Raw genomic sequence first — 16605 nt, 5'->3', positions numbered from 1 at the left:
CCTGGTCCGGAACAATGGCCCTGGAGGGCAGGGTGTTGGCCACCCGCGTCCTGACCAGGTGGAACTGCACGCGACCGTTGCCAGCCAAGGTGGGCGAATTGTTCCCCGAGGTTCGGGTTTGGGCTCGATACCGCCGCAGCTCTGCGGGCGCGGTAGCAGGCCGGGTGTGCCTGGATGCTGCTGCGGGCGGCCGACACACCCATGAATCTCTCGCTCGCCCCTCTGCAACGCCACATTCAGGCCGCAGCCTGATCAGGATGGGAGCCAGTCCCACGGACTGGACCGAAGCTGTAGGGCTTGTCGCCCACCAGGACGTCCGGGCGAGCGGCAGAAGCGAAGAGGCTGGCAGCGTAGTCAACCTGTCCACCGAACCGGGGCAAGCCCACAGGCTGGCCGAGCAGTTGGGTCAGGACCGGAGGACCATCTGGGCTTTGTGTCGTCGCTTCGAGGCCCTTGGAGTGGACGTGGTGACGGATGCTCCCCGCTCCGGCCGCCCGCGGGAGCTTCCCCCCTCCAGCGCGTCGAGGTGGTGCGACTGGCTTGCTGCGAGCCGGCCGGAGTCGGACTGCACATGACGCACTGGTCCACCCTCACTCCGAAGTCGCTCTATTTCCAGCAACCCTCACGTTCACTCCAGGTCCCCCTGCCGGAACCCGTACCTCCGAGTTGGGCCACAGCGGAATGAACGTTCCTTCCACGCGGTCTGCTGCCCGGGCAGCCGGGTCAAGATGGGCCATTGTCATTTGAAGCGAATCTGCGAAGTGGCTGAGGATGTGTCAGTCGGTCGCGTGACGGTGCTCCGCGGCCATCGGGGACGGCGGCCCTACCTACCGTCTCGAACTGAGCGCAGAGGTCGCGCCTCTCCAGGTGCCTGTCTCGCAGCCTGTCTTCACCTTTCAAGGCCGATGGCACGGTGTAGTCGAGGGGCTCCTCGCGTCAGTGCGGCGGGGAGGGCAGTCGTCCACCTGCCGGATGACGTTGGAGTCCGACTACCTCGCGAGTAGTCTCCTCGTACGCGGTGCGGCGCGCCTCACGAGGGACCTCATGGAGCCTGACCACCTCAATCCGGCCAACCTGCCCCCGGGGACGCGCATCGGCCCGTGGTGTCTGTTGGAGCAGTGCGGCCGGGGCGCCTACGGCGTCGTCTACCGGGCCGAGCGCGTGGACGGGACTCCGGGCGTCGTGGCCCTCAAGCTGGCCCTGCGCCCGGGGGATGCGCGCTTCGTCCGTGAGGCCGAGCTGCTCCGCCGCCTGCGCCACCCCGCCGTCCCCCGCCTGCTGGACCATGGCGACTGGCAGCCGCGCGAGGGCGTCTCCTACGCCTGGCTCGTCATGGAGTGGGTGGAAGGCCCGTCGCTCTATGCGTGGGCCCAGGCCTGGCGCCCGTCTTCACGGCAGGTGCTTCGGCTTCTGGCTCAGCTGGCCCGAGCGCTGGAAGCCACCCACGCGGCCGGAGGCCTCCACCGCGACGTGAAGGGCGACAACATCCGCGTCCGGAGCACGGACGCTCAGCCCTTCCTGCTGGACTTCGGCTCCGGCCACCACCTGGGGGCCGCCACGCTGACGTTGCACCCCTTTCCTCCCGGCACCCCGGCCTACCGCTCTCCCGAGGCGTGGCGCTGCTTTCTCCGCGCCCGCAAGCCCCCGGCAGTCGCGTATGCGCCGGGGCCCGCGGATGACCTCTTCGCCCTGGGTGTCACGGCCTATCGCCTGGTCACCGAGAGGTACCCCCCGTCGGCGCACCCGATGGATGACGATGCGTGGCTCTGGCGCCCCGAGGAGCTGGCGCACTGGACGGCGCGAGTCTGCAACCCCCGCTGCAGTGCGGAGCTGAGCGCGCTGGTGGCCCGGATGCTCTCGCCCCACCCCGAGGCGCGAGGGAGCGCGCGGGAGGTGGCCGAAGCGCTGGAGCAGGCAGCGCGCAACGCCGGACGCGAGGCGGACGTGCCTCTCTTCACGGGAGAAGAGCCGCAACCCGCGGGCCTCTTTCCCCTTCCCCAGCGCGTCACGGTGCGGCCCCCTCCTCGCGTGGCGAGGTGGCTCCGGCTCGCGGCCGCCGGCCTCGCAGGCGCACTGGCGCTGAGCGCCGGAGGGCTGCTGAGGGGGAGTCCCTCCGAGGCGCCCGCGGTGGCTCACCTCGCGGAGGAGGAGGAGTCCAGGGATGGCGGCGCCGTGGCCGTCGGGGACTCCGTGCTGACGGCGCCGGTGGCCCCTGAGCGAGCCCCTTCCGTGTGGTCCTCCATCGCGCAGGACCTGCCGCCGAAGCCCTTCCAAGGGCAGCGGCGCCCGGACGCCAGGGGCCGCTGTCCCGGAAAGGAGCAGGTCGCCATCAATGGAGGTTGTTGGGTGAAGCTGCCCGTGGACGTGAAGGACTGTGATGACCTGGCCGGCTTTGAATACAGGGGCGCGTGTTACTTCCCCGTCATGGTCAAGCCACGCCCTGCCACCTCGGGCCCCGCGGAGCGCGATGACAGTCCGTAGCCAGTTGCTCCAGTGTCTGATTAGTTCTTGCGGATGTTCAAACGGGCGAGGGTTCCGTATTCCGCAGCGTAGCCTTCAATGATGATCAGCAACCTCACGCCCTTGACGAGGCCCGAGAGCGTGATGCTCGACTGAAGCGTGGTGGATGTATCATCATCGCAGCCCATGACGGACGACGTGTTTGAGTAGTGGCGAATCTGGAGGACGGTATCGAAGTTCGAGCCGCCGGTGCTGAAGGTGAATGACCCCGTTGCGGGCGCTGTCCAGACGTAGGCGATGTCTCGCGATGACCCGCCGTTACAACTGACGCTCCACTGATTGGAGGCGGTGCTGATGTACTCGTAGGTGGCGACAGGGGAGCCCACCGCACCGCCCAGATCTCCCAACAAGGTCTGCGCCTGCACCATCCCAGGCTCCGCAAACTCGAACGCATCAGGATCGAATGTTTCAGGGTTGGGCTCCTTGGCCTCAGCTCCCGAGAGTTCGGCGTCCTCGAGCGCGGGTCCGCAGGCACCCAGCAGAGAGGCAAGAACAACTGCACAGACAACGGACGTTCCAAGACGCTTCATCTTCCACCCGGTCAGATAGGTATTGGCCAGCACGAAGTGGGTTCTTGGTTTCTGAGACGTCGCCGCGGAGCGCGGCGTGTGCCCACTTGCGTCTGAGAATAGATTGGATGTTGTTCCGAGTAAAAGGTGGTCATGGTGTATGTATTCAATTCTTGTCGTGGCGAGGTGCGGCCCGTCCGAGGCGCAACATGTCGGGCGTGTGGACGCTCATGCTGGTGCGCGTCAGTCTTTCTTTTGCCTTTCCAAGTATGTTCTTCCGAGAGAACGGTGTCTCGGCGGGTACAGTTGCCCTGTCTGGGAGGGTAGGCTCCGCTGTGGGGGCAGGGGAGCGGTGACGTCTTTCTTGTTTCGTTGGACCGCGCGAATAGGTGGACGCGTTCTCTCGTGGACCCTGCCAGCGGAATCAGCCTTCGACTTCCTCGACTGATGCTGGCTACGCCGAGGGCGGGGCACTTCCGGAGGTGGTTGCTCCAAACCTGTCCGACTGTCCGACAGGTTTGCAACGGGCTCCGCCAACGGGGCGTGCGCCACCGCGCGCAAGGCGAAGCTGAAGCGCCAAGCCGGACGCCGGAGCGGCGGACTTGGGGAGGCCATCCGCCGTCCCGGTCCAAATTCCCGCGCTTCCTCGTGAACGCCAACAGGGTCTGCCTCTGCCGCATCACCGCCTGAGCGTCGGAGCGCTGCGCGGGAGTGGAAGCGGCGCGTCAGCCTCGGGACCGGCGGCGGGCAACTGGCGGGTATTCGGGCGCAGCGGTCCCGAGAGGTGGGTAGACGTGTTGCGTCACGGCTATCAGGGCACCCTCGGACCTACCCTCAGTGGACGTCAAACCGGTTATTGGTATTTCAGGTTTTGAAGATAAGTCTGTTATAATCCCAGTCTCTCGCAAAGAACCGACACTTGGGGGAAGGCGGACTCAGTGAGTCAACAGTCTATCCAGTCCATGAAGGAAGAGTTCTGGCGGATGGCGGACAATGCGCGGACCCAGACGGAGTATCTGGCCGACAGAAAGCTGCAGTCCCTGGAGCGCGCTCCGCTCGAGGTCCTGAAGCAGGTCTTCGTGCAGTACCGCTACTTCACCATCTTCTACATCAGCGACCTCGCGCTCCTGGTCTACCGCCTTCCCTTCGGGAAGCTGAGGAGCTTGCTGGCCGACTTCCTCAACGACGAGCTGGGGAACGGCAAGCATGAGCAGGCGCACCAGCAAATCTACGACGACTTCCTGGTGAGCCTCGGGGTTCCGAAGGAAACGCTCGCTGCGAAGGCCAACCCGACCAACCTCCAGCTCCTGGGGGAGATTCGCGACCTCGTGCTGAAGGAGTCCTCCTGGTACGCGGTCGGTCTGCGCGGCATGGGGGGCGAGTGCTTGTGTCAGGTCTACCTCTCGGCCATGCACGCCCACTTCATCAAGAACCCAGCCATCCAGGCCGTGAAGGACCGGCTGGATTGGAGGTTCTGGGACATCCACACCGGGGAAGTCGACATCGAGCACCGCGAGCTGCTGCGCGCGGCGCTCATGGAGGCGGTGGACGAGGAGCCGGCGGCGCTGGAGGGGCTGGTCGAGGGCTACCGGAAGAGCAAGGGCGTCTTCGACCGGTTCTGGGACAACATCTTCGCGGCAGCAGGCCTCCACTCGCGCGTGGCCTAAGAGGACTTCACATGGCGCAAATCAAGGACTTCCATCTCGCCTTCCCCGTTTCGGACCTTGCCTCGGCGCGAGCCTTCTACTCGGGCGTCATCGGCTGCCCCGAGGGGCGCAGCACCGACCACTACGTGGACTTCGACTTCTACGGGCATCAGATTGTCGCGCACCTGGCTCCGGAGCGGCCGAAGACCAGCGAGTCCGACTTTGACGGGAGCGACGTCACGGTGCCCCACTTCGGTCTGAATCTCGACTGGGACGCCTTCCACGACCTGCTCAAGAGGCTGAAGGCGGGTGGGGTGCGCTTCGTCAAGGAGCCTCACGTCCGGCTCGACGGAAAGGTGGGCGAGCACGTCTCCATGTTCGTTCACGACTTCTCGGGCAACGCGCTGGAGTTCAAGGCGTTCCGCAACCAGGACCAGATCTTCTCGAGGGAGCTGAGCGAGGAGCCCGCGCCGCCCCGGCGTTGATACGCCCGTTGCTTCGCGGGCTCAGCCGGAGACGTAGCGGTCGGCGATGGACAGCGCCTCGTCGATGATGGCGAGGCCTTCTCTCGCATCTTCGTCGCTGATCGTCAGGGGTGGGACGACATGCAGGCGGTTGGAGCTGGTGAACGGCCACACCCCTCGCGCCTTGCATGCGCCGGCCAGCTCTGCCATTGGCGCATTGGCGGACCCGGAGGCATTGAACGGCACGAGCGGCTCGCGCGTCTGCCGGTTGCGCACCAGCTCGAGCGCCCAGAACACGCCGACGCCGCGCACCTCGCCTACCGAGGGATGGCGTTGCTGGATGGCCTCCAGCGCGGGGCCAATGACGTCTTCGCCGAGATGCCTGGCGTGCTCGATGATTCGTTCTTCCTTGTAGATATTGATGCAGGCCACGGCCGCCGCACATGCGAGCGGATGGCCGGAGTAGGTCAGGCCCCCTGGGAAGACACGATGGGCGAAGGTCTCGGCGACCCGCTCGCTGATGATGACCCCGCCGAGCGGGACATAGCCGCAGTTGACACCCTTCGCGAAGGTGATGAGGTCAGGCGTCACGTCCCAGCGATTCACCGCGAACCATTCGCCGCAACGGCCGAAGCCGGACATCACCTCGTCGGCAATCATCACGATGCCGTGTTTGTCGCACAGCTCGCGGACACCCCGCAGATAGCCGTCCGGTGGGACGAGGATGCCGTTTCCGCCAACCACGGTCTCCAGCACGACGGCGGCGACGGTGTGCGGGCCTTCCATCATGAGCACGTCGGAGAGATGCGACAGGGCGCGGCCGCATTCCTCCTCCAGCGTCGTTGCATGAAACGCCGACCGATACAGGTAGGGGCCCCAGAATCGGACGACACCTGGCATGCCGGGCTCGGCTCCCCAGCGGCGCGGGTCACCCGTCAGGGTGAGCGCACCGGCGGTAGCGCCGTGGTAGCTGCGGTAGGCCGCGAGCACCTTGTGGCGGCCCGTGTGGTGGCGCGCGATGCGGATGGCGTTCTCGACCGCCTCGGCGCCCCCGTTGGTGAAGAACACCTTGTTGAGCTCGCCTGGAGCCACCTCGGCAATCAACCGGGCCGCTTCGCTGGTCGCCTCGTTGGCATGGTAGGGCGCCACCGTGCACAGCTTGTCCGCCTGCTCCTTGATGGCGGCGATCAGCTTGGGATGCTGGTGACCGACATTGACGTTGACGAGCTGACTGGAGAAGTCCAGCCAAGTCCTGCCACTCTCATCCCAGAACCTCGACCCCAGCGCGCCGGCGACGACGACAGGCTCCAGCGCGGCCTGCGCCGACCAGGAGTGAAACACGTGGGTCCGGTCGTTGCGATAGGCCGCCGACTCGTGAGCTGAGCCATCGCGGACGGGTTCCGGGGGCAGCTTCGGAAGGCTCACGGCGAATGTCCTCGTGTGGGAAAGCGTCGGACTATCCCATGGCGCCCCCACTCCCTCAATGGAGCAGGGCCGGGGCCTTCCCGGATGTGGGACTGGCATTCCCACGCCCGGTCAGAGGCCCACCCGGCACAGGGCCCTGTCCACCGGTTCCACCCCCTGGAGTCGCGCTGCTCCGGGGGCCCCCGGTGGTGGCATCCGCCTTGCTCAACGGGGACAATGGCGAGCCCGCGCCCGCGGTGCTCGTTCCCCCACCTGGAGCAGTCATGGACACCGTCGGGCAGGATCTCCGTCAGGCCTTCCGCAAGCTTCTCAGGAGCCCGGGCTTCCTGTGTGTCGCAGTCCTCACCCTGTCGCTCGGCCTGGGCGCCAACACCGCCATCTTCAGCGTGGTGAACGCGGTGCTGCTCCGGGCCCTGCCCATGGCGGACGCAGACTCCCTGGTGCGCGTGTTCCACATGAGCCCGCGTGGCGGCACCCTGCCGTCCTCGGGGCTCGACTTCCTCGACATGCAGTCGCAGAACCGCTCCTTCAGCGGCATGGCCGGAGTGGATGCCACCGACATCAGCGTCACCGGCCCGGGCGGAGACCCCGAGCGGCTGCAGGGCGCGGAGGTCACCGCGGGGTTCTTCCAGGTGCTGGGGGTCCAGCCCCTGCTCGGCCGGGGCTTCGTGGCGGATGAGGACCAGCCCGGCGGGAGCCGGGTGGTGGTCCTGGGGCACATGCTGTGGAAGCGCCGCTACGGCGGCGACCCGGGCATCGTCGGGCGCACCATTACCGTGAACGGCGAGCCCCGCACCGTGGTGGGCGTGGCGCGGCCCGGCTTCGCCTTCCCCAACCAGGCGCAGCTCTGGGTTCCGCTGACCTGGGAGGGTTCCAACATCGACCCGGGCAACCGCGGCGCCCACTTCCTGAGCGCCTATGGACGGCTGAAGCCGGGCGTCACGCGGGAGCAGGCGGGCGCGGACCTCGCAGCCCTGGCGAAGCGCCTGGAGGAGCAGTACCCGCGCTTCCATCCCGGGCTGACGACCCACCTCGAGCCAATCCGGGATGAGCTGGTGGGGGACGTGGAGCCGGCGCTCCTCATGTTGCTCGGCGCGGTGGGCGTGGTGCTCCTCATCGCCTGCGCCAATCTCTCCAACCTCCTGCTGGCGCGCGCGGTCAGCCGCGAGGGGGAGATTTCCGTGCGCCTGGCGCTGGGGGCCAGCCGGGGCCGCGTCATCCGCCAGTTGCTGATGGAGAGCCTGGTGCTGGCGCTGGTGGGGGCCTGCGGCGGCTTGTTGATGGCGAGCTGGGGGCTGGACCTCCTGGTGATGCTGGCTCCCCGGGACTTCCCCCGGCTGGAGGAGGTGTCCATCGATGGCCGGGTGCTCGCGTTCACGTTCGTGCTCGGGCTGGCGGCCTCCTTCCTTTTCGGCCTCGTCCCGGCGCTGCAGACCTCTCGCGTGGACCTCAGCCGCGTCCTTCGCGAGAGCGGCAAGGGCGGCGGCGGTCGTGGCAACCGGACGCGTCACCTGCTCATCGTCGCCGAGACGGCGCTGGCGGTGGTGCTGCTGGTGGGGGCGGGGCTGCTGATGAAGAGCTTCATCCGGCTTCAGCAGGTGGACCCGGGCTTCAAGGCGGACCGGGTGCTGGCGCTCGACCTGGCGCTGCCGGAGACGACGTATCCCTGGGCCAGCCCGGCGGTGCAGACCTTCTATGACACGCTGCTGGAGCGGGTGAGGGGGCTGCCGGGCGTGAAGCAGGCCGGCGCGTCGCTCCACCTGCCCCTGTCCGGCAACTCCGCGTCCTCGACCATCCGGGACATGTCCCGGCCGCCGCCCGAGCCGGGGCAGGAGGACGGAACGGCCGTGCGCCTCGTCACTCCGGGCTACCTGGAGACGCTGCGCATCCGGCTCGTGCGTGGGCGGCTCCTCACGGCCCAGGACACCGCGGAGCAGGGCAGCCGCGCCGTGCTCCTCAATGAAGAGGCCGCCCGGCGCATCTGGCCCGGGGAGGACCCCATCGGCCGCACGGTGGAAATCGACGCCAACTTCGGCAATGGCCGCTTCGGGGGGCAGGTGGTGGGGGTGGTGGGAAGCGTGCGCCATGACGGCATCGCCAAGGAGCCGCCTCCGGAAGTCTATGTTCCCTTTCCCCAGGGGCGCCCCAACATGATGCGGCTGGTGGTGCTGACGGAGGGCGAGCCGCTCTCGATGGCCTCCCGGGTGCGCGCCGAGGTGCACGCCCTGGACAAGGACCTGCCGGTGGCCAACGTGCGCGACATGGAGGCCGTCGTCAGCGACGCCGTCGCCCAGCCGCGCTTCTACATGCTGCTGGTGGGGGTGTTCGCGGGCGTGGCGCTGCTGCTGGCGGCGCTGGGCATCTACGGCGTCGTCACGCACGCGGTCATCCACCGCACCCGCGAGCTCGGCATCCGCATGGCGCTGGGGGCGGACCGGCAGCAGGTGGTGGGGCTGGTGCTGAAGCAGTACCTGCGGTTGACGGGCGCGGGACTGGGGCTGGGCGTGGGCCTGGCCTTCGTCACGAGCCGGATGCTGGGGAGCATGCTCTACGGCGTGGAGCGCACCGACCCGCTCACGTACGTGGGCGTGGTGGCGGTGCTGGGAGGCGTCGCCCTCCTGGCCAGCCTCCTGCCCGCGTACCGGGCGACCCGCATCGACCCCATCATCGCGCTCCGGCACGACTGATGAAGTGAGAAATGGTCAAGTCGTGGAGCGCCGCCCGGAGCTCATCTATCGCTTCCAACTCATCGGGGGGACCGTGCAGCCTTACTCTTCCCGGCCGGGGACGTGAGGGGCTCGGCGTGATGACCCGTTTCTTCTGGTTGCGCGAAGAGGCGCCATATCCCGCGAGCATTGATGCCGCGCACAAGTGGAGCCTTCCCGGCGTGAAGTGCTCCGGATGCGGTGTCACGTGGGGGGCGGCAGGGCACCAGTACCCCGGCGTGGACCTGTCACAACTGTCGGAGCGGGCGAAGTTCGTACGGCCCTGGCCCGTTCCAGAAGCCGAGCTCGCGCGGCTCAGGGACCTGGTCCGTCCTCTCGCGCCTCCCAACGCGAAGCTGCCACCTGGCACGCGCTTCGGGCCTCTGGAGGGCCGGGCCTCCGGGAAGTTCGGCCCGTTCACGTCAGAGGGTGACATCTTGTGGGTGGGCAACTTCGCCACGGTGATTGTTGGCACCGAGCGCTCTCAGGTTCCTGTCGCGCCCCTGGTGGGAGGGGGGCCTGGCCAGGCGTGTACCCCAAGGGGCTGAGCGGCCTGTCCACCGGTCTGGCTCACGGCTTGGACGCCCCCGTCAGCGGCCCTCCTCATCCCCTCTGCTCCAGCCCGCCACCCTCGACAGAGTCCCTATCCGCCCCATGCTCGCTCGATATGGCACAGCTGGTACGAGCTCGCGCGCCGCGCTTCCGAGGAGGTCACGTTCGACCGTTGTGGCTGGGGCTTGTCAGGGGCTCACGCCCCGTCGGCGGAGCTTGCGCTTGACATACCAGAGGCCGACTCCGGCGTAGGGGCGCAATCGCCCGTTCGCATCCTTCTGTGCGTAGTTCTGGCGGAGCTTGAGCATCCGTGGAGTGCTGTCGTCCTCTCCGAGTTGCTTGCGGATCTCGTCAATCACGGCCAGTCGGTTGCGCTTGAGCCTCGCGAGGTTGAGGTTCAATCGCGAGATGTCCTGCTCGGCACCTGGGTCGTCGCTGAGAATTTCCCCTCGGACCGTGCCATAGCGGTAGAGCACACCGACATCCGGCGGCATCATGGCCGGGTTGTACGAAAGGGCCTGTTTTGATGTCGGCAGAGTTCCCCGATACGTGTCGCAATGCGCCGTACCTTCCTCATTGGTTCCGGTTTCGTCGACCGAGCGACCGACGACGACGCCAGGACACACACCAAGCAGGTTGTCCCAGTCGAGCGTGCGATGGCCCGCGGCATTTCTCGCCTCGAAATGCTCCAGCTTCATTCCACCCGCACCGGGACGCTGGGAGTCTGCTGCGTGCACGCCCAAGAGCGGCGACATGCAATACGCACACAACCCTCCCTGCTCGCGCATCGCCTGTCCGCGCATTGCCTGCTTGCATTGGCCATCCAGCGCGTTCCAGGCGCCGTCGTCCACTGCCCCGTGCACCGCCTCGTACTGTGTACGCGTCGCCGCGAGGCACGGTGGTTCAGTGCTCTTCGTGATCTTCAACACTCTGGTCGTCCTCGAGGTCTCGCACAGCCCAGTCGGCACGCACGATGTCCGTGTCATCGGCTCCGAGTTGCTCCCGCAGCGTGTTCAAGAGGTCGCGCGCCTCCTCTAGCTTCGACCCGTCGATGAGTTTGGCCAGCCTATCGAGAGCTCTCTGCATTTCCTGAGGTCGCGACGGCTCAGCGAAGATGTCCTCGAGCAGCGCGTTCGTGTCCTTCCCCTTCACATGCGAGACTCGCCGGGGCTCCGGTTCTCCGGAAACGAGCAGCCGCACCCATGCGTTCTCCGCCGTTGAAAGCACCTGGGGCGAATGGGTCGTTGCCACGAACTGCACGCCAGGAAATGTCTTCCGCAAATCCCCGATGACGCGCCGCTGCCAACGCGGGTGCAGGTGCAGGTCGATCTCGTCGATGAGTACGATGCCTCGCGCGAGCTTCGGGGCATTTACCCCGTGGTGTGGGTTGAGTTGCACGCATCGCCAAGCGAGATCCGCAGCGAGAGCGACGAGGTTCCTATATCCGTCCGACAGGAGGTGGAAGGGCAGGGTGCGACCGTCCTCCAAGTCCACCAGCACCGACTGGGTGTTCAGGCTGAAGTAGAGGTTCTTTGCACCTGGGAGGCAGGCCGCTGCTGCATGCTGCACCGCCTCGAGCTGGGGCTCGTGCGCCACCGAGGCATCCTGCCCGGCACGGAGTGCTGCGGCCACTCGCTCGATGCGCGCCTGCTCCCGCCACTGCATCCACGCCTCGAACTGCCACGTCGATGAGGCCGGCTCCAAGCTCGCGTGGTAGCCGTGCAGGCGCGACGTCACCGAGGTTCCCTCACGATCTCGCTTCTTCAGCCATAGCCGGGCGGTGCCGTAGAAGCTGATGACTGGCAGGTCGACGTCTTCGCCATCGATGACGGCCGCTTCCATGCCCTCCGCGAGCTGGCTCACCGGAGTTCCGCCAGCAGAACGCGCACGCCTGCCCCGTGCGAGGATGTGCCGTGTCCAGGTGACCGACTGGCCGTCGGCTATCGTCCCTTGCGCCGTGACTTTGACCGGGTAGACCTTCTCGATTGAAGGCACCCCTTCGGACATATGCCCGACCTGGCGGACGTCATCGTCTCGCAGGTATCGAACCTGGCCCGCTACCTGGCGCAGCCCCGTGAACCATTCACCGATGGAGACCGCGAGCGCCTCCAGCACCGCAGTCTTTCCGGCACCGTTGCGACCGAGGAGGAGCGTGAAGTCCGGGTCGAGATCGAGCTTGAAGTCCTCAAACCCTCGGAAGTTCTGCAGCTCAAGTCTATTGATACGCATCGGCTCCTCGGGAGGGCGCGCACCGTAGCACGGCCATCCATGCAGAGGCAGCGCCGAGCGTTTCATCCGCACTCTTAATGAGCAGTTGCTTCCGCAGGAGGGAACCGAGGATGCGAGCAGGGGGCCCCAGGCCGCGGCGAGGCAGGAGGTGAGGAAGGAGAGGGCGCCGCGAGTGGATTTTCCCGGGGCTGTTCAAGCAGGACATTCGCGGTGGACGTGTTCGCCTGCGTCAGGAATGGAGGCCGGCTTGAGGGTCGAGTCGTGCGTGAAGGACGCGGGAGGGGGACGAGCGATTCTGGAGCACTTTAGAGTGCCCACGGCGAGTACACGGCGGGCCCCGGCGCGAGGGCCGCCCCAGGCCGCGGGGTGTTGAGTCTCAAGCCATGGCCAACAGGCTCAGGCGCCTGCCGCGCCCCTGGTGGGAGGGCGGCCTGGACAGGCGTGTACCCCAAGGGGGCTCAAGCGGCCTCTCCGCGGGCCTGGCACACGGCTCGGCCGACCCCCGTCAGCGGGCCTCGCCCGAGCTTGCAGGCGCCCGTGCCGCCGCGCCGTCCCCTGGCGCAATCGCTTCGATACCTTGACGTCTAGGTATCAGGAGGTGCACCATGCCTAGCCATCTAGGGGAGGCGCTCGATGCCCGCACAGAAGGACCGGCTGCACGGAACGCTGGATGCGCTCGTGCTCAAGACGCTGACGGGGGGGCCGCGCCACGGCTACGCCATCAGCCGCTGGCTGCGCGAGCGCAGCGGCGAGGCCATCGTCGTGGAGGAGGGCTCGCTGTACCCGGCGCTGTACCGGCTCGCGCGCGCGGGGTGGATAGAAGCGGAGTGGGGCACCTCGGACGAGGGCCGCAAGGCGCGCTTCTACCGCCTCACCCCCGAGGGACGCAGGCAACTGCAGGTGGAGGTGGAGAGCTTCCGGCGCTTCGTCACCGCGGTCTCTCCCATCCTGTTCACGGCGTGAATCAGTACCCGCAGGTGAGGTGACGTCATGGCCCGGAAGCGCTTTCACGAACAGCTGCGCGGACTCATCTGGAAGGCCCCCGTCACCGAGGAGGTGGACGCCGAGCTGCGCTTCCACCTGGAGATGGTGACGCGGGAGCTGGTGGAGGGCGGCATGGCCCCCGAGGCCGCGCGCGCCGAGGCGCTGCGGCGCTTCGGGGACGTGGAGTCTGTCAGCAAGGAGTGCCAGCAGCTGGGGCGCGCCGAGCAGCGCGAGAAGCGCCGCGCGGCGTGGCTCTCCGAGCTATTGCAGGACCTCACCTATGCGCTGCGCCAGCTGCGGCGCGCGCCCGGCTTCACGCTCACCGCGGTGCTCACGCTGGCGCTGGGCATCGGCGCCACTACAGCCATCTTCAGCGCCGTGCACAGCGTGGTGCTGCGCCCCTTCCCGTGGGCCAGCCCCGAGCGCGTGATGATGGTGCAGGAGACCTTCCGCGGCGAGCCGGCGGACATGTCCGTGGGCAACTACGTGGACCTGAAGGCCGTGAGCACCACCTTCCGCCACCTCGCGGCGCAGGAGTTCACGAACGTGAGCCTGCAGGAGGGTGACACCCCCGAGCGGCTCAGCGCGGGCCGCGTGACGCACGACTTCTTCTCCGTCTTCGGCGTGCGCCCGCAGCTCGGGCGCACCTTCCTGCCCGAGGAGGACGCGCCCGGAGCTTCCAGCGTCGTGGTGCTGGGCCACGGGCTGTGGACGCGCCGCTTCGGTGCGGACCCGAGCCTGGTGGGCCGCAGCGTGCGCATCGACGGCGCCTCGCACACCGTGGTGGGCGTGATGCCCAGGGGCTTCGACCCCACGGAGAGCGGCGAGGAGCTGTGGGTGCCCATCGCCTTCACCCCCACGCAGCGCGCCGAGCACGACGAGCACTACCTCACCGTGGTGGGGTTGCTCGCCGAGGGCCGCGCCCGCGCGCAGGCGCACGCGGAGCTGGAGCCGGTGATGCGCGAGCTGTCGGTGCGCTACCCCAGGGCCAACCCGGACCGCGGCATCTCGGTGCGGCCGCTCGCGGAGGTCATCGTGGGGGACTGGAACGAGCAGCTGCTGGTGACGCTGGGCGCGGTGGGGCTGGTGCTGCTCATCGCCTGCGCCAACGTGGCGAACCTCCTGCTCGCACGCGGCGCGGCACGGGCCCGCGAGCTCGCCATCCGCGCGGCGCTGGGCGCGGGGCGCATGCGCATCGTGCGCCAGTTGCTCACCGAGAGCCTGCTGCTGGGGCTGCTGGGCGCGGCGGCGGGAATCCTCTTCGCCTGGGCCGGCATCCAGGTGCTGCTCGCGAGCGCCCCCGAGGGCATCCCGCGCCTGGACGAGACGCGCATCGACGGCGCCGTGCTGCTGTTCGCGCTGGGCGCGGCGCTGCTCGCGAGCCTCGTCTCCGGGCTTGCCCCGGCGCTGCGCGCGGCCCGCAGCGACGTGGAGAGTGTGCTGCGCCAGGGCGCGCGCGGCCTCAGCCAGGGCAGGGACTCGCTGCGCGCCGGGCTCATCGCCGGCGAGGTGGCGCTGGCCTTCACGCTGCTGGTGGGCGCGGGGCTGCTGGTGCGCACCGCGCTGCACCTGAGCCACGTGCCCCCGGGCTTCCAGCCGGAGGGCCTGGTCATCGCGCAGGTGGGGCTGCCCATGGCCCGCTACGAGAGCGCGGAGCAGGTGACGCGCACCTTCGAGCGCGTGCTCGAGGGGCTGGAGGGCGCGCCGGGCGTGAGCTCCGCAGCCCTCTCCTCGCAGGTGCCGCTCGGCCCCGGGGGCGGCAGCAACGGCCTGCTGCCCGAGGGCCGTCCCGAGACGCCCGACCAGCTCATCAACAGCGTGCGGCGAGTGGTCTCCACGCGCTACTTCGAGACCCTGGGCATCGCGCTCAAGGAGGGCCGGCGCTTCGAGGCCCGCGACGCCGCGGGCGCGCCGCCGGTGATGATCGTCAGCGAGGAGCTCGCCGCGCGCGCCTTCCCGGGCGAGGGCGCGCTGGGCAGGCGCATCAACTGCTGCGAGGCGCCGCCGAACTACGCGAAGGAGGTGGTGGGCATCGTGGGCAACGTGCGGACCCGCGGGCCCATGAGCGACCCCGGGCCTGAGTTCTACCTCCCGCTGCGCCAGGCGCCCGCGAAGAGCTGGGACTGGATTGACCGCACCATGACGCTGGTGGTGCGCCGCAGCGGCAGCACAGCGGACGCCATCACCGCGATGCGCACGGCCGTGCGTGAGGTGGACTCCACGCTGCCGCTCTCGGGCATCACCACGCTGGAGGATGCGCTGCGCGCCTCCACCGCCGCGTCACGCTTCCGCACCCTGCTGCTCGCGGTGCTGGGCATCGTGGGACTGCTGCTCGCGGCCGTGGGCATCTACGGCGTGGTGGCCTACTTCGTGGGGCTGCGCACCCGGGAGATTGGCGTGCGCATGGCGCTGGGCGCGAGGCCCATGGACGTGCTGCGGATGCTCGCGTGGCAGGGCCTGCGCCCGGTGCTCGCGGGCCTGGTGCTCGGCGGGCTGGGGGCCGCGTGGGCCGCGCGGCTGCTGCAGGCGAGCCTGCGCGGGGTGGGCCCGGCGGACCCGGTGGCGCTCGCGGCCGCCATGGCGCTGCTCGCATGCGTGGCGCTGGTGGCCACGCTCGCCCCCGCGCGCCGCGCGCTGCGCGTGGACCCCTCGCAGGTGCTGGGGGAGGGGTAGGCGGCGTCGCGTCTCCCATCAATCGACAAGCCCCTCGTAGATGGGCCCCACCCGCCCTCGCCCCGACACCAACACCTCGCCTCGGCGCGCAAGATGTTCCGTGGCTCCTCTCATCGTCGGGCGCGGCGACTTCGGCTCGCACGCCCGAAGAATTCCATACGCCATCGCAAACGGCCCAGCGATCAACGTCTTGAAGGTACTGCTCGTCTCCGACTCCAGCTCTTCAACGAGCACAGAGACAAAGGTCTCGAGCAGCGAAGGATTGAGCTCCACCTCGTCGGCAATCATCTCGCCAATCCCACTTTGCACTTCCAGTGCTTCTTCCAGCGCTCGTACCTGGGCAAGAAAGAGCCGGGTCATCCTGGGCGATGGATTCCACACCACCTCATCTTGCCACTTGAAGAAGACGCCCATCTCTACCTCCAGCGAACCTCGAGTTCGTTGCCGATGACAGGTGAAACGCGGCGCAGCAGCCCGCCCTCGGAATCCGGAGGAACCCCGGGTCAGGGGTGGGCTTGCGGCTGCGTCGCGGTCCGCGATGGTCGGTAGGCCATGTAGGTCAGCAGGCCGCCAATGCCTGTGAGAACAGCGAGCAGCAGATACGTGGCCAGCCCCTCCCCGGCTTGAGGCGCCGTGGGAGCCACCATGCGAAAGAGTCCGGCGGCCAGGGTGAGCCAGCCGAGCGCGGTCACGAGGACGCGCCAGCTCGGGCTCCACACGTTGTGAGCTCGCACGATGGCAAGGCCTGCCACGAAGAGCAGCGTCCCGTTCAGGTAGACGACCGGTGCTGTCTGCGCGGCGAAGATGTCCATGTTGAAGGCTTCGGTCGTGCCCACGGCCAGCAGCGTGGGACCTATCAATCCGGCGAGTGACTTGCTGTTCTCCATGGGTCTTCTTT

Annotated in this window: 12 protein-coding genes and 1 pseudogene; 7 read left to right on the top strand and 6 right to left on the bottom strand. The window is 68.2% G+C overall.

The genetic code is table 11. The features are described from left to right. Positions 1-1044: 1044 nt before the first annotated feature. Positions 1045-2481: a serine/threonine protein kinase gene (locus LXT23_RS19155; protein ID WP_253981646.1), complete on the top strand. Its 1437-nt coding sequence runs from the start codon at positions 1045-1047 to the stop codon at positions 2479-2481. Positions 2482-2501: 20 nt separating this feature from the next. Here the strand turns inward: LXT23_RS19155 and LXT23_RS19150 are convergent, their stop codons facing one another. After that, positions 2502-3083 (bottom strand): hypothetical protein, encoded by a 582-nt coding sequence (locus LXT23_RS19150; protein ID WP_253981645.1) that lies wholly within the window; start codon positions 3081-3083, stop codon positions 2502-2504. A gap of 884 nt (positions 3084-3967) precedes the next feature. Here LXT23_RS19150 and LXT23_RS19145 point away from each other — a divergent pair. Further along, a complete protein-coding gene (locus LXT23_RS19145; protein WP_253981644.1) occupies positions 3968-4696 on the top strand; it encodes an iron-containing redox enzyme family protein in 729 nt (242 codons plus the stop codon). An 11-nt stretch (positions 4697-4707) separates the two neighbouring features. Then, positions 4708-5160 (top strand): VOC family protein, encoded by a 453-nt coding sequence (locus LXT23_RS19140; RefSeq protein WP_253981643.1) that lies wholly within the window; start codon positions 4708-4710, stop codon positions 5158-5160. Positions 5161-5181: 21 nt separating this feature from the next. On the opposite strand, the gene LXT23_RS19135 is transcribed toward LXT23_RS19140, so the two are convergent. Beyond that, positions 5182-6564, bottom strand: coding sequence for an aspartate aminotransferase family protein (locus LXT23_RS19135; RefSeq protein WP_253981642.1), 1383 nt, complete (start codon positions 6562-6564; stop codon positions 5182-5184). A 263-nt stretch (positions 6565-6827) separates the two neighbouring features. Between LXT23_RS19135 and LXT23_RS19130 the strand changes: the two genes are divergently transcribed. Together LXT23_RS19130 and sitI6 are read left to right on the top strand one after the other, a co-directional pair. Beyond that, a complete protein-coding gene (locus LXT23_RS19130; RefSeq protein ID WP_253981641.1) occupies positions 6828-9251 on the top strand; it encodes an ABC transporter permease in 2424 nt (807 codons plus the stop codon). Between the two features lie 119 nt (positions 9252-9370). After that, positions 9371-9715, top strand: a pseudogene (gene sitI6 / locus LXT23_RS50875) (SitI6 family double-CXXCG motif immunity protein); the annotation flags it as partial. Between the two features lie 294 nt (positions 9716-10009). Here sitI6 and LXT23_RS19120 read toward each other — a convergent pair. Further along, positions 10010-10747, bottom strand: a complete 738-nt coding sequence (locus LXT23_RS19120; protein ID WP_253981640.1) for an HNH endonuclease family protein — start codon at positions 10745-10747, stop codon at positions 10010-10012. Beyond that, a complete protein-coding gene (locus tag LXT23_RS19115) occupies positions 10725-12050 on the bottom strand; it encodes an AAA family ATPase (RefSeq protein ID WP_253981639.1) in 1326 nt (441 codons plus the stop codon). The genes LXT23_RS19120 and LXT23_RS19115 overlap by 23 nt, the downstream gene beginning before the upstream one ends. A 633-nt stretch (positions 12051-12683) precedes the next feature. Between LXT23_RS19115 and LXT23_RS19110 the strand changes: the two genes are divergently transcribed. Together LXT23_RS19110 and LXT23_RS19105 are read left to right on the top strand one after the other, a co-directional pair. After that, positions 12684-13013: a PadR family transcriptional regulator gene (locus LXT23_RS19110; protein WP_253981638.1), complete on the top strand. Its 330-nt coding sequence runs from the start codon at positions 12684-12686 to the stop codon at positions 13011-13013. A 27-nt stretch (positions 13014-13040) separates the two neighbouring features. After that, complete coding sequence (locus LXT23_RS19105) at positions 13041-15707, top strand: ABC transporter permease (RefSeq protein ID WP_253981637.1); 2667 nt, start codon at positions 13041-13043, stop codon at positions 15705-15707. An 18-nt stretch (positions 15708-15725) separates the two neighbouring features. Here LXT23_RS19105 and LXT23_RS19100 read toward each other — a convergent pair whose 3' ends face one another. Both LXT23_RS19100 and LXT23_RS19095 read right to left on the bottom strand, forming a co-directional pair. Next, entirely contained in the window at positions 15726-16121 is a 396-nt protein-coding gene (locus LXT23_RS19100) for a DUF6086 family protein (RefSeq protein WP_253981636.1), read from the bottom strand. Positions 16122-16210: 89 nt separating this feature from the next. Next, positions 16211-16594, bottom strand: a complete 384-nt coding sequence (locus LXT23_RS19095; protein WP_253981635.1) for a hypothetical protein — start codon at positions 16592-16594, stop codon at positions 16211-16213. Positions 16595-16605 lie beyond the last annotated feature (11 nt).

The sequence above is a fragment of the Pyxidicoccus xibeiensis genome (assembly GCF_024198175.1).
GTDB lineage: Bacteria > Myxococcota > Myxococcia > Myxococcales > Myxococcaceae > Myxococcus > Myxococcus xibeiensis.
The sequence above is the reverse complement of the archived record's forward strand: the minus strand, read 5'-3'. Positions and strand labels throughout refer to the sequence as shown.